Origin of the sequence: Leptospira dzoumogneensis, assembly GCF_004770895.1 — a bacterium.
Lineage (GTDB): Bacteria > Spirochaetota > Leptospiria > Leptospirales > Leptospiraceae > Leptospira_B > Leptospira_B dzoumogneensis.
This window is the reverse complement of record NZ_RQHS01000019.1, coordinates 294,162-307,242: the sequence shown is the minus strand read 5'-3', so window position 1 is coordinate 307,242 and position 13,081 is coordinate 294,162. Positions and strand designations below refer to the sequence as shown.

Annotated in this window: 15 protein-coding genes; 5 read left to right on the top strand and 10 right to left on the bottom strand. The window is 39.1% G+C overall.

Annotation, left to right across the window (positions count from 1 at the left end; all coding sequences use genetic code 11):
• Window positions 1-276: 276 nt before the first annotated feature.
• The 5 genes from EHR06_RS15020 (at window position 277) to EHR06_RS15000 (ending at window position 3,293) form a co-directional block, all read left to right on the top strand.
• On the top strand, window positions 277-597 hold the full coding sequence (locus tag EHR06_RS15020; RefSeq protein WP_135757747.1) for a hypothetical protein: 321 nt from the start codon (window positions 277-279) through the stop codon (window positions 595-597).
• A gap of 144 nt (window positions 598-741) precedes the next feature.
• Window positions 742-903, top strand: coding sequence for a hypothetical protein (locus tag EHR06_RS15015; RefSeq protein WP_244288618.1), 162 nt, complete (start codon window positions 742-744; stop codon window positions 901-903).
• A gap of 353 nt (window positions 904-1,256) precedes the next feature.
• Complete coding sequence (locus EHR06_RS15010) at window positions 1,257-1,511, top strand: hypothetical protein (RefSeq protein ID WP_135757745.1); 255 nt, start codon at window positions 1,257-1,259, stop codon at window positions 1,509-1,511.
• Window positions 1,508-2,626, top strand: a complete 1,119-nt coding sequence (locus EHR06_RS15005) for a suppressor of fused domain protein (RefSeq protein ID WP_135757744.1) — start codon at window positions 1,508-1,510, stop codon at window positions 2,624-2,626. Before EHR06_RS15010 ends, EHR06_RS15005 begins: the two co-directional genes overlap by 4 nt.
• Window positions 2,627-2,642: 16 nt before the next feature.
• Entirely contained in the window at window positions 2,643-3,293 is a 651-nt protein-coding gene (locus EHR06_RS15000; protein WP_135757743.1) for a hypothetical protein, read from the top strand.
• A 418-nt stretch (window positions 3,294-3,711) separates the two neighbouring features.
• On the opposite strand, the gene EHR06_RS14995 is transcribed toward EHR06_RS15000, so the two are convergent.
• From EHR06_RS14995 to EHR06_RS19180, 10 genes are all read right to left on the bottom strand, one after another.
• Window positions 3,712-6,069: a PP2C family protein-serine/threonine phosphatase gene (locus EHR06_RS14995; RefSeq protein ID WP_135757742.1), complete on the bottom strand. Its 2,358-nt coding sequence runs from the start codon at window positions 6,067-6,069 to the stop codon at window positions 3,712-3,714.
• Window positions 6,066-7,316, bottom strand: coding sequence for a hypothetical protein (locus EHR06_RS14990; RefSeq protein ID WP_135757741.1), 1,251 nt, complete (start codon window positions 7,314-7,316; stop codon window positions 6,066-6,068). The genes EHR06_RS14995 and EHR06_RS14990 overlap by 4 nt, the downstream gene beginning before the upstream one ends.
• Window positions 7,317-7,347: 31 nt before the next feature.
• Window positions 7,348-8,499: a bifunctional glutamate N-acetyltransferase/amino-acid acetyltransferase ArgJ gene (gene argJ, locus EHR06_RS14985; protein WP_135757740.1), complete on the bottom strand. Its 1,152-nt coding sequence runs from the start codon at window positions 8,497-8,499 to the stop codon at window positions 7,348-7,350.
• Between the two features lie 133 nt (window positions 8,500-8,632).
• Window positions 8,633-10,024, bottom strand: a complete 1,392-nt coding sequence (locus tag EHR06_RS14980) for a HAMP domain-containing sensor histidine kinase (RefSeq protein WP_135757739.1) — start codon at window positions 10,022-10,024, stop codon at window positions 8,633-8,635.
• The gene (locus EHR06_RS14975; RefSeq protein ID WP_135650161.1) at window positions 10,014-10,718 is read right to left on the bottom strand and encodes a response regulator; all 705 of its coding nucleotides are present in this window, start codon (window positions 10,716-10,718) and stop codon (window positions 10,014-10,016) included. The genes EHR06_RS14980 and EHR06_RS14975 overlap by 11 nt, the downstream gene beginning before the upstream one ends.
• A 238-nt stretch (window positions 10,719-10,956) precedes the next feature.
• On the bottom strand, window positions 10,957-11,370 hold the full coding sequence (locus EHR06_RS14970; protein ID WP_135757738.1) for a hypothetical protein: 414 nt from the start codon (window positions 11,368-11,370) through the stop codon (window positions 10,957-10,959).
• Window positions 11,367-11,735 (bottom strand): hypothetical protein, encoded by a 369-nt coding sequence (locus EHR06_RS14965; RefSeq protein ID WP_135757737.1) that lies wholly within the window; start codon window positions 11,733-11,735, stop codon window positions 11,367-11,369. Before EHR06_RS14965 ends, EHR06_RS14970 begins: the two co-directional genes overlap by 4 nt.
• The gene (locus tag EHR06_RS14960; RefSeq protein WP_135757736.1) at window positions 11,716-12,303 is read right to left on the bottom strand and encodes an RNA polymerase sigma factor; all 588 of its coding nucleotides are present in this window, start codon (window positions 12,301-12,303) and stop codon (window positions 11,716-11,718) included. The genes EHR06_RS14965 and EHR06_RS14960 overlap by 20 nt, the downstream gene beginning before the upstream one ends.
• Before the next feature lie 50 nt (window positions 12,304-12,353).
• Window positions 12,354-12,746, bottom strand: a complete 393-nt coding sequence (locus EHR06_RS14955; protein WP_135757735.1) for a hypothetical protein — start codon at window positions 12,744-12,746, stop codon at window positions 12,354-12,356.
• Window positions 12,743-12,916: an LIMLP_16695 family PerRB-regulated protein gene (locus tag EHR06_RS19180; protein ID WP_167492305.1), complete on the bottom strand. Its 174-nt coding sequence runs from the start codon at window positions 12,914-12,916 to the stop codon at window positions 12,743-12,745. The genes EHR06_RS14955 and EHR06_RS19180 overlap by 4 nt, the downstream gene beginning before the upstream one ends.
• Between the last annotated feature and the right edge of the window lie 165 nt (window positions 12,917-13,081).

The window sequence follows — 13,081 nt, the reverse complement described above, 5'->3', positions numbered from 1 at the left end:
ATCTGAAAATAAATTGATTAGAATTGTTTTAAGAAGAAAAACTTTTACTTTGTTTTTGGAAAAAAATTTCCGAACTTGAAGTACGTTCCGATTCCATTCCGTCAGATTTTTTCTCGGAAAGTGAAAGCGGCTTCGGATCTAAATGTTCTGAAAACAAGGCAGTCAAAATTTCAGTCTAATACTTGAGGATGACTAGCCCCGGAAAAAACCGGATATCTGAAAAGAAAATGCGAGAACCGTTTCCATGATTTGATCTTTGTGTAAGGGACGATATTCTTGTTTATCACTGCGGAGAACATTCGAACTGGAGAAGTTAGGACCTTCCTTGGGAAAGAAAGGATCTTAGTGCCTGATTCCAAACATATTGAAGCGGCCCGTTCCCTTTCCGCGCATTGGGAAACGGTGGAAGAATGTTTAGACTTACGTAAATATTCCAAATTTTTCTATGTCTCCGAAACGGAAGGTAAATGGCAAAGGGGAGAAGAAGTTTTAATCTCCACAGAAAGACCTATTTCAGACAGACCAGGAAGTAAAAGCCTCTCTATGGATCACGTAGACAGCTACAGAGTACTCGGAATTTTTTTAGAAAAGGAATAAAATCCGAGTAGAATACGAATCGGGAGAAGATAAGGTACGGACCCGAAGTACTCATTAACAATGGTCCAAAAAAAGAAAAAGAAACCCTCGCCTAAAAAGAAGGTAGTTAAACGGGCAAAATCCTCTTCTACGGGGGCAAAAAACGTGCGTATCCCTAGAGATAACGACGTTAAAATGAGCGAAATGGTGGATTTGGCCGCCGAGATATTCGTTCAGACCTTAGAGATCTCCGCTAAAATTCCGGACAAGCTTAGAGCAAGACTGATCAAACAACTAAAGAACGCTGCAAAAGAAGCGTTATCCTGAACATATTCTACCCTGCCTCCAGGGATAGATTTCCGATTTGGACTGAAATTTTTTTCCAAAAACCCCGCTCGAACGAGGTGGGATTCCTTATTTATGTCCGTCGAAATTAATATGGAAACGATGTTTTTAGCAACAGCCCTTTTCTTGATTCTTTTCGAACAATATAAGGAAAGAAAGACCAGAGAAAAGGTTTTTGTAGAACCTTTACGTAACTTCCTTCACCGTTAACCTACGGTCCAAGCGCCGGGCGAAAGGATGCCCCGGCCTTCGTTTTTCTCGCCTCGTTAATGTTGGAACCGGCTTGAATCCTTCCGGATACCAGGGATAATGGCCTTGGGCGGATTTCAACTTCTATGAAGAACAAATTACTCACACCTATCAAAGCGATAGATACCTTCGTTAAATGTAAAAAAGAAGGGGAGCGTATTCCCATTCTGGTTTGGGACAGTTTAAGGACTTACCAAAGATGGAATCAGGTGGAGTTAACAGGACTTCTAAACGCCAGCGCCTATTTTCCTGATATTCTTTTTGAAAAGGATATGGAGAAGAAGATCCAGCACCGTCTGGACGAATTTAATTCCAGGATCGTGGACATTCCCATTAAATGAACCAAACTGCCGAACCTAATATTTTATACCAAGAAGCAAATCCTTACGGATCCTTAACCGCATACTTAGAGGACGACGGAAGAACCGTTTATCTTTATCTACAAGCGGAAGAAAGCCCTGACTTCGCGATCAAATCGGTTTGGGTATGTAATCGGATCGATGCGCCTAAAACAAGAACGGATCAAGATCTAAGATCAGGCCTCGCACCATTCTTAACGGAAGAAGAAGTTACAGATCCTAAAGGCCTGCCTGAGTTCGATCCCAAAGAGATCCATTTCATTTGGTCTGAAGAAGGAAACGGAGTCTCTTTATTTTATAAAGAAGAACTGATCGCATATCTTCCTCCTTGGTCCGGTATCAAAGGATTTCACGGATATTCTAAATTTGCAAAAATGGATACGATCACTGCGTATCCATTAGGTAACACTGAATACGGAGTAATTCCTGATCGTATCAACCAAGACAGAAATTTTTGGGAATATAGATCTACCAAAGGGATTTGGAAGAATATACAAGAGTCCAGACTCGCTTATCTAGAATATGTATTCGGTAAACATGATAAGTATTGGTCCGCTGACGGTGGAAAATATCCACAACTAGGCATCGTAAGATTCGCTCCTAAGAATATGCCCGGTGTTTATATATATTCTACAGTAGGAATGAGCGCACAAAATCTTCCTTCTGTAGAATTGTACAGAAAGGATTACGAAAACTACGCGAGAATAGAGTTAGTTTGCGCAGTGAAAGTTTCAGACGAGGATAGATCCGAAAGTTGGGTCCCGCATCAAATCGGAGAGATCATTCGTTATCCTTGGGTCATTGGTAAATGGTTCGGACATGGACATTCTATCGCAATGAGTAGAAGAGATCCGGAAGCTTTGTACTTAAGTTTTAGCTCACTTGTTATCAGAGAGATCGGAAAAGAAGAAGGTTTCCCTGAATTGACCGATCTGAAGTCAGAAAGAGGAAATCCGATCAAATTTCTGGCTATGATCCCTGTTTCAGAGGAAGAAAGAGTTTTTATAGAAGAAAAAGGCGCAGAAGAGTTCTTTTCCTTATTAGATTCCACTCAATCCAAGTGGATCCATAATCCGGAGAGACAATCTACGATCTGATCGGACAGTTTTTGGAATGAAGACCTTTATCTTTAAACGATCTCTAATTATTCTAGGCTTATTCTCAGCGTTTAGCTTTTTAAATCTAAGTTTAAACGCTCAAGATAAGACTTCTGCAGCGAATATCGAAAAAATTTGGGAGAATATATACTCTCAGGACTTCATCTCCGCTAAAAAACTAGTACAAAAGGAACTTCAATCATCTAATTCCGAGTCATTACAGCTTCTATCTTTAATGGAAATCTGTTTGAACGGTCTAGAAAGATATAAACAAGCGGATGAAAGCCGCAAAAAGATCCTAAACGTTTGGGAAAAGAACCATAAAAAGTCTTATCTAGAAGAGAATTATCCCTTAAATCTCGCTACTTGGACTAGAATGGCAGTGGTTACTCCGAATATTCTAGTATTAGGAGCCGAGTATTACCTTCCTTACCCCGTTAATGCTAAGAAAGAAGGCTTCTATTATCATAAATTCACCGCTTATAACCGCTATAGCAAGCATGCTATTAAGTTTTTTAAGCTAGAGAACTCTCCTAAAACTGAAAAAGAGTATAGATTATTCGAAATTTCAGAAGAAGGAGAGGCTAAACTAATTAAAAATTACGGAAATACACTGCCGGATTTCAGAGATGAGATGAAAGACGTGATGAAATCTCTAAATCTTTAAGAGATCAAACCTAAAGTGTTGTATTTTTACAACAGAATCCGTTAGAAAATCGGAAAATACTAATAAAGAAGGGCTATAAAAGAAAAAACCCGCCTCAAAGAAGCGGGTTTTAAGCTTCATTTCTTCCGTATCAAGTACGGAAGAGATGTTGTTGAAGTTAGTTATTTCTTTTTCGCAACTTTCTTCTTAGCAGCTTTTTTCTTAGCTACTTTTTTCTTAGCTGCTTTCTTGACTGCTTTCTTTTTTGCAACCATTGACGTCCTCCATGTATTAGAACTTTATTGCCCTTCATATAATATGAGAGATCAAGAAAGCTCTTGGATAGTGACATAATTAAGCAATTTACTTTTCATTGTAAAGTATTTTAATTAATTTTAGGAAAAAAATTTTAAGAAGTTGATTTCACACTAAGTGATACTTATTCGGAGACTTCTAGACAAACAAAAGAGATATCATCGCTAGGTTCTTTGTAATTTCTAAACTCTTCTAGTGTTTTTTTGATTAGATCAGCTAGTGATTGAGCATCTTTATCGTGATTTAAGGATAATATTCGTAAAAGATTCTCTTCTCCGAAGATTTCTTCGTTATCATCGAACGTTTCAGTCACTCCGTCTGTGAACAAAACTAATTTATCACCCGGGTTTAAATGAATAGTTAAGATTCTATAATCCGTTGGTAGAACACCTAAAACTCTTTGAGTTTCGTTTCTAAGTTCTATTCTTCCACCTTTTCGAATACAAATCGGAGGTGTATGACCTGCATTTACGAATGAAAACGCTCCGTCGCTAGCGTTATATATACCTGCGATGGAAGTCATGAACTCACTTCCTCTATATCTCTCGATCAAAAACAAGTTAATCGCTCTAAAAATATCAGGAAGAGAAGAAGAATTGCCCAATTGACGGCGAATAATTCCTCTTACCGCAGAAACTAGATAACCTGACCCAAGTCCATGTCCGGATACATCTCCTAAGAATAATAACTGCTTTTTAGGAGAAAGTTTGAGTATATCTAGATAATCTCCTGAAATTCCCACTGCAGGAAGAGTAAAATAGCCTACTTGAACCGATTTTATGGTCTCTAACTCGGGTAAATGAAGAGTTTTATCCAAGACCGCTGCCATATTCAGGTCTCTAACGATCCTTTTTTTCTCTACTTCATCAACTAGTAGAGAGTAGTTTCGGATGAGTAAAGATGCTAATCTAGTACATTCTTTTAAAAATCTAAGCTCACCTAGTGTAAAATTCTTACGATTGATCTTCTCTCCGACTAAAAATACTGCGATTACCTCTTTTCCTTTTTCAAAATTGAATAAAGGATACGCTAGTTGGACTTCCATCTGATTTAAAAATTTAAACACAGACTCTCTAATCCCTAATCCATACGCAAGGTGAGAAGTAATCGTAACCTCGGTATGATCTTCGAAATAGGTCCAGATCTCGGATCCGTAAGGAATTCGAATGAAGTTTAGATTTCTAAGGTCTGTTCCTGAAAATTTATCCGCTGGGATCAATATCTGGAGCTTTTTTACTTCCAAAGCATCCACTAGTCTTCGGATCAAACTATTGATCGTGGCTCTCATAGAGATCGGAGCGCCGATCATTACCGATAATTCTTCTAATGCGGTGTGAAGTTTCGGATTATTTCTAAAACTCCAATAATCTATCCACTTATACAATTTATTGTTCAATGAACCTAAAAAGTAAGCGGCGGCCACCACATAGAATAAATTCCATTCTCTTTGGTGTTTTCCTAAAAACCCTGGATTCCATCTTACAAAAAATTCCAGACCGAATAAATATCCGAAGGTCAGAATTAAAATAGAATATATAGAAGTTAAGGAAGAACTAAAAGCGATCTGGACCGGAACTAAAGAGTAAGTGTAAGTTCCGAATACGATCAAAACAGGGAACAAAATCAAAGCCGCCATCAGATAAGGACGGATGATGAAAAAACTTTTAGTGGATCCGAATTCCGCCATTAAGAACGGAACGATCGTAATTAAGAAGAATGCTAGAACGATACTTAACTTCTTAAAAACCTCCTGAAAAGTCCCTTTATTCCTAAATGTGTGAAATACCAACTGCAGGATACAGATCCCTGCAGAGAATACGTTGAAGTACATTCCGTTCACGGATAAGAATTGGAACAGATCCGGATTTCCTTTTTGAGAAAGGCCTACAAATCCCGCTACTAAGGAGAAAATTACCTGAGGAGCAAACCATCTGGATGGTATTTCTTTTCCTCTTAATCTAAAAGAAACATCTAAGATCAAAAATCCTGTGAAGTATAAGAAGAAGAAAAATGGAAATAGAAAATCGTGGAACGCTAATAAGAAGAAGTTAAATAAGAATAAGGAGGATAGAGATCCGAATAATAGGAAGATATATAAGTCTCTCGTATAAAAGAAAAACCAGATCGCTACTAAGAAATATAATAAAGATAGGAATATATCCGGTAGAAAATCCTTCAATACTTCGAAGGAGGATCTCATATCTAAAGAAAGACTTTTTACTATACTTCCTTCTTTTGCAAAAAAATGAAATGAGTGCCCTGATGATCCGTAATCTATTCCTAGTCGGACTATCTCGTATTCGATCAAGTCTATCCTCATTCCGACTAGATCCGTATGCGATCCGTCTGAAACTGCGATCTTTCCATTTGGATAAAAATAAAAAGGAAGTCTCGCTTCTTTAGAATAAGAGTTCAATAATCCCGAGAACAGGATCAAACTGAATAGGATTACTGAAAGAAATACGATCAGAATATTTCTCACGGCTGTATCCCCAAATGTTGGAATGAAATTATATTACGGTCATTCCAAGTTAAGAAGAGTGCATCTTTGCCTGGAGTTTCTATATTCTCCCAGCCGATAGACGCCAAATTCCTATCCGGTTTAGATGCATCGAATAATTTGAATTTTTTTCCTACGAATCGAAGAGAGATTTTGCCTGTTTCTTTCTCTACCATTCCTGCTGCGAGGTCATACCTTTCCGTCCAAGAAATCTCTTTTAAATTATCTTCTACCAATGATTTGATCTGAAGAACATTCTTTGACTCTCCGTTCAATCTGGAAGAATATAAGGTTCCTAATATATAACAAAGAGCTAAAACGGAAACCGCATTGGTTACACTTAAACGTAAGAATACGAAATAAAAATCTCCGGAAGGACTTTGGAAGAATTCCAGAAGTTCTCCGGGTTCTCTGGACAATAGATCTATTTTAATATCTCCAACCATAGGAGGTTCCGGAGATTCTAAAAACTTGCGGATCTTGCCTGCATTCTCCAATTCTTTTCTGTACTTTTTATTTTCCGCAATTTGAGAAGATAAAATCTGATTATGGACCGCTAATGCACATTTTCCGGCTAAAAAGCCAAGTTCATGTCTTACATTGTCTTTTGGAATATTAGAAACCGCTAAAAATCCAAAAAGTTTTTCTCTGAACACGAATGGAAGAATGAAATTCGCTCTTAAACTTACGAAGTCTTCGTTGATAATTTTGTTTTGGTCCGGTTCACCGATCATAGCTCCGGATCTTTTGTTCAATATATAAGTGAGAAGTGCCGCTCTAGGGTTAATTCCCTCGAATGTGTTTACCTTTCTTTGTTTTTTATGAGCGTATGTATATAATTCGTAATGGACCAGGTCGTTCTTTAAGATCGCTAATTTTCCGAAATTACTATTGGTTAATCTTACTAATTCAGGAAATACGTTTTTGATCAATCCTTCCGAGTCGAATCTTCTGTGAGCGAGCCTGGAAGAACCGGGATCGTCGCTTAAATATTCTGAAACGAATGTAGACTTTAAGAATCCGGAAATTTTTTCTTGGATAGGTAATATCCCGAAAACTCCAAAGACCAAACAGGTTAAGACTGCAATCTCACTAACGAATTCTATTTCCTTAGGAAGAATGTAAATACTGAGTTCATACAAACCTAGAATAACGAATACCGAAAGTAATCGTACAGCTACGGTAATAGCTGAAGAGATAAGTCGCAGATCGGAAAAATAGGTCTTCACGTTTCAGGGATTCGTTAAGGATTCGACAAACTTAGGTTGTGTAGTATGCGTTTTCCTTCACGTAACCTTCGGTAAGGTCGCATCCCCAGAACACCATCTCTTTGTTTCCGGTATTCAATACCACATCGACGAAGATCTCGGAATTCTTTTTTAGATACTCCGATAATTTTTTAAGAGTTTCCGTATCCGCACCTTTGACAGGAAGACCCCCGAAATAAATTTCCAAAGAGTCGAATGGGATAGGTTCATCAAAAACTTTACCTACCGCCATTACCAATCTTCCCCAATTCGGGTCGCCGCCATAGATAGCGGTTTTGATCAATGGAGAATTTAGGATGGATTTTCCGATCTTTCTAGCCTGGGATTCGTCTTTGGATTTTTTAATGCGGACTTCTATCAATTTGGTCGCACCTTCTCCATCTCTCGCCACCTCTTTGGCAAGATCGGTGCATATCTCTAAAAGTGCCGATTTGAATTCGTTTGCATCCACTTGGCCTGCAAGACCATTACTAAGTAAAGCAACCGTATCGGAGGTAGAAGTATCCGAATCTATCGTGATACAATTAAAACTTAAGTCCACACAGTCTTTTAAGATCGGATAAACTTCTCCTTCGATCTGGGCGTCCGTAAGAATATAAGAAAGCATAGTCGCCATATTAGGCTCTATCATTCCTGCACCTTTGGCCATACCGAAGATGACAGCTTCTCCATTAGAAGATTTGATCTTTCTTACGGAAATTTTTTTGCGAGTATCAGTGGTCATGATCGCTTCTGCCACTTCTTCTAAATTACCAGGCTTTAGATTCGATTTTGCCTGAGCACATGCAGGAAGAATTACATTCATAGGAAGTGGAACTCCAATCACTCCTGTAGAAGATGGAAGCACGGAAGTTTCAGCGATACCGAGAGACTTTGCGATCTCTGAACAGATCTGCCTGGAGTTTGAAATTCCTTTTTCTCCGGTAGCGACATTTGAGTTTTTAGAATTGATAACTACTGCTTGCAATACTCCGTCTCGTATATGTTCTTTGCCTACGATAACTGGAGCTCCTGGGAAATTATTTTTAGTAAATACCGCTGCGGCCTTGCAGGGTTTTTCGGAATAGATCACCCCGAAGTCTTTGGTTTTGTCTTTAATGCCAATATTCGTACCGAACGAAAAAAAGCCCTTAGGATAATCCATGTACTAACCTCGATCCCGGAGGAGTCCGGAAATCTTTCGATGATACGGTTATATCACCGACTTCTATATAGAATCTCTATATTCGGTTTAGGGCAGTTTTAGGAAAAGCGTATTACGAGCAAATGCTCGGATTTCAAACTTCTGAAATTTCAGAATACACTAACGGAAGGGTTACCGAGAAGATAGTCCCGCCTTCCGGATTATCGAAAACTTTGACAGAACCGTGATGTAATCTAACAATATGTTTCACGATAGAAAGCCCGAGTCCTGTTCCGCCTTCTTTTCTGGATCTATTCTTATCCACCCGGAAGAATCTTTCAAAAATCCTTTCCTTATCCTCGTCCTTGATCCCGATCCCTTGGTCTATGACCTGAAAATTCACAGAGTCAGGTTCTACTTTTGCGATCTTCAAAGTGATTGTTTTATCATCCGGAGAATAAGAAGAAGCGTTCGAAATTAAATTTAAGAGCATATGTTCCAAAAGAACCCAGTCTGCAGCGATAGTAAGAGGAGTAGGCATGTCCACTACTAACTTTTGTCCCTTTGGAGAAATAACACCGTCCACAGTGAAAGAAAGATTTTCTACCAAAGACTTTAATGTAAATTCCTCAGGTTGAGCGATTGCAGATTGGTTTTCAATCCTAGTGATCGTAAGCATGTCTTCTACGATACGGACCATTCTATCCGTGTTTCTAGAGATCGCGTCTAAAAATCTTTTCTCGTGACTTTCTTCCAAAAGTTTCAAACGACCGAGTAATGTCTCAGTATAACCTTTGATAGAAGTGATAGGTGTTTTTAATTCGTGAGAAGCGTTTTGAACAAACTGCTCTCTTATCAGATAAGATTGTTTTTCTTCGGTGATATTTCGGATTACCCCGATGAACATCAGGATGTTTCCGTTTGTTCTAAGAGGATACATTTTGATCGCGTAAAAATTTTGGCTTAGATCCAGTTCCGTTTTAGGTTCACCCTTTCCGGAAAGATTCTTTTTGATAAAGTCTAGAAGTCTTGGATCTTTGACTGCGTCTTCCACCTTTCTGGAACCTGAATTAGGTTCTATCAAGGAACCGGGAATACTTCTGTTTTGAAAAACGATGGAGCCTTCCAGGTCTACTGAGAATACACCTTCTTTCAAGTTTTGTAATACTGAGTCGAACTTTTCCTTTTCGATGGTAAGATCCACGAATTGGTGTTTCAAACGTCCGGACATCAAATTTATGGAGACTGCAAGATCAGCTAACTCTTGGATCTCAGGAAGACTCAACTCGGAGCCGAAATCTCCCGCGTTGATCTCTCCGGTTTTCATTTCGATCTGGTTAAGCGTTTGAGTTACACTTCTGGCTATAGAGAAGGACATATAAAAAGTCCCAAACATTGCCAATAAGATATAAGCGGAGAATAGAAGTATCTTCAGGTCAGGGTTGATCAAGTCCTCTAAAAAGAGGACTATCCCCGCGACAGCCATAAGGAAAACGAGTAGAAGCCAGTTACTTAAGAGTAGTTTAGAAAATAAGCTACGCCTCATTGAATCTGTAACCGATCCCGCGGATGGTTTCCAACCTCTCCTTCTCTTCTCCTAGTTTGTCCCGGAGTCTTTTAATATTAACATCTACAGCGCGATCCGTCACGTAAATATCCTTACCCCAAACCTTATCTAAAAGTTTATCTCTGGTAAATGCAACGCCTGTATTGGTCATAAACAGATAGAGGATCTTATATTCGATCAATGTAAGATCGATTTCTTCGTTATTGATGAATACTTTATGCGCCTTAGGATTCAGGAAAATTTTGCCGACCGTAATGTTTCCTTCTTGGTCTTGCTCATCTTCTCCTTCTCCCGATCTTCTCAGTACGGAACGAACTCTTGCGATGAGTTCTCTAGTGGAGAACGGTTTTCTAACATAATCATCCGCACCTAGTTCCAGTCCTAAGACAGCGTCTGTCTCTCCGGATTTTGCGGTAACCATGATGATAGGTAGAGAATATTTTTCTTTGATCCTTTTGCAAAGATCCATTCCCCCGATACCTGGGAGCATTAAGTCCAATACTACTAAGTCTGGGATATTTTTTTCGATCCTAGGAAGCACCTCTAAACCGTTTTGGCAGGTGTCTACTTGGTAGCCGTTCTCTTCTAAATGAAATTTGATCAGTTCTGCGATATCCTCTTCGTCATCTACTACGAGGATTTTTTGGCCTGGGCTGCCGGAAGCATTTTTCATAAATTCGCTGAAGCTCTTTCTCCTACGCCTCGGAGGATTTTTGTCGTTAGTCGTCGGGGTGGAGGATCCTTGGATTTGGATAGGTTCCATCCCATCAGATTGTCAGAAAACCGTTACAAAAGGTTTACACAAACATTACAATCGCCGGAAAAAGAATTTTCCGGGCTTATTCTTATGACAACCAGTAAACAAAAAGGAATGTTTCTTTCTGAATTATATAATTAGACGGCGGTTTTGTTCAGTCTCGGTCCTTAATAATTTCGTTTAACTCGCTAATCAGCTTTCTCTGGCGGAAGAGGACATAAAGAACAAATCCTGAAAATAAAGCCAGACCCAAAATATAGACCCAAAGCAGGCCTTTTAATCTGTTTTGCTCTTCTTCAATCGCTTTGATCGTAGTTAGGTGTTCCACTAAGAAAAAATAATTATCGGACTGGGCCCAGGATTTTCTGGCTTCTTCCCTGATCTGTGTGATCAGAACATCCGCTTCCTGTTTGCTCATGTTTTGGATGAGAGGGAAGACGGAGTCTAACTTCATTTCTAGGAATTCTTTCGCAGTTAATTTGGTCTCAGGCTGTTTTTCTTGTGCGGAGATTTGGTTTCCGAAGGTAAGTAATAAAGATAAGGCGATCCCAAAACTGAAATATTTCATTCGTCGAATCCTAACTTGTTTTTCCATTCCTTGGTATAGGGGCTCTTATTTTGCACAAGATAAATCCCTATTAGAACCGTAAAAAGCAGGAACAAAAAGCCGCTAGTAGCTAGAATCGCATGTAAAATCCCTGTTTGGAAGAGAAAATTCCAATCCGTAAAAAGGAGAACTGTTAAAGGAGAAAAAGCCAAGATCAGAATTGTGATCAAGATCAGCCGGATATGCCTCAGATGGATCAAATGAAGCATTACTTTTTTCTTAAGCATGGGTGGTACATCGTCATTCACCCTGCCTTCGGGAGGTTTTACAAAAAAATCCAATTGCTCCCGCAGCTCGTCGGGAAGTTTATCTTTTTCCGTGCTCATCGTCTTTCTTCAGCCAATCGCGTAGGATTTCTTTCCCTCGAAAAATATAACTCTTTAAGGTATTCATTTTCAAGTTTAAATTTTCGGAGATATCTTTATAGGACATATTTTCAAAGTAATGTAACGATATAGGTTTCCGATATAGTTCGGGTAACTTATTCACCAAAGATCTGATCTTTTCAGTGGTTTCTTTTTCTAATACTTCGGATTCTTGAGAGGAGAAATTATCTCCCAGCTTATCGCTGGATAATGTGTCTATAGGAGCGTCTATTTCAGGGTGTTCTTTACGGTATCTGCGTATGATCTCGTTTCTTGCAATGGAGAAGACCCAAGTGGAGAATTTGGATTTTCCTCTAAATGTGGATAATCCTTCGAATGCCTTTAGGAAAACATCCTGAGTAAAGTCCTCTGCTTCCGCTTCGTTACGAAATGCTTTTTTTGCCTGAGAATAAACCATCGCCTCGTATTTTAATACGAGCTGTTCGAATGATTCAAAATCTCCGGCTAGAACTTTTTGAATATTGGCCCAATCCTCCGGATCGCATAGGATGGGTTCTTCCGGTTTCATGGGAGTAATAATAAACCTATTTTAAAGGATCGGATTTGGGAAGAGCCGATTCACTTCCTAGGGGACCATTTATAATAACAGAGAAGACCAAGACCAGTCCCGAGAGGGATCAATCCTCCGAGCATCGCTAAGGATTTTCCTAATACTAGAATGAAAGTAACGGAAAGTGCTACACCGACGAAGGTAAGTATAAGTCCTAAGAAGAATGAATAAAGACGCAGATCAAATTTTTCTTTTTGATAAAGGCCTGCTTTGATGATCGCCATTCTCTGACGATACCACCAAAAGAATAGGAAGAATAATAATAACCATCCGAAGATGATCCCTACGATCGGAATACTATACAGGATCGCTTTGTATTCTCCACCAGGCTGACCGGCTTGGATGGCGATCCTAATTTGTTCTAGACTGCGAAAGAGGGCTTCCTTTTCTTCCGGAGTCATCTGCTAAGAACCGCCACCTTGAGAGAGGAAGTTTCTTTTTTAAAGTATGGGATTTTCTGTTCTATGCCTGGTCTACCGGCGAGAGACTCGTACCAGTCCTCTTCTTTCCAGCTTTCTTTTAAATAACTAGTGCGGATGTCCGAATTAAATAGATCCTTAATTTTGCTCATTGGAATGCTCCTATGTAAAATGCCTTTCGAAGTTCGAATACGAACTTTAAAACTCCCGGAAAAGGGTTTTAAATTATGTCGTATATAATTTCGGTCCACTTTTGGAATCCCTAAAGTGGAAAACCTCGTAGGACTACATTTTTTAGAGACGTAAGGGTTAGAAGA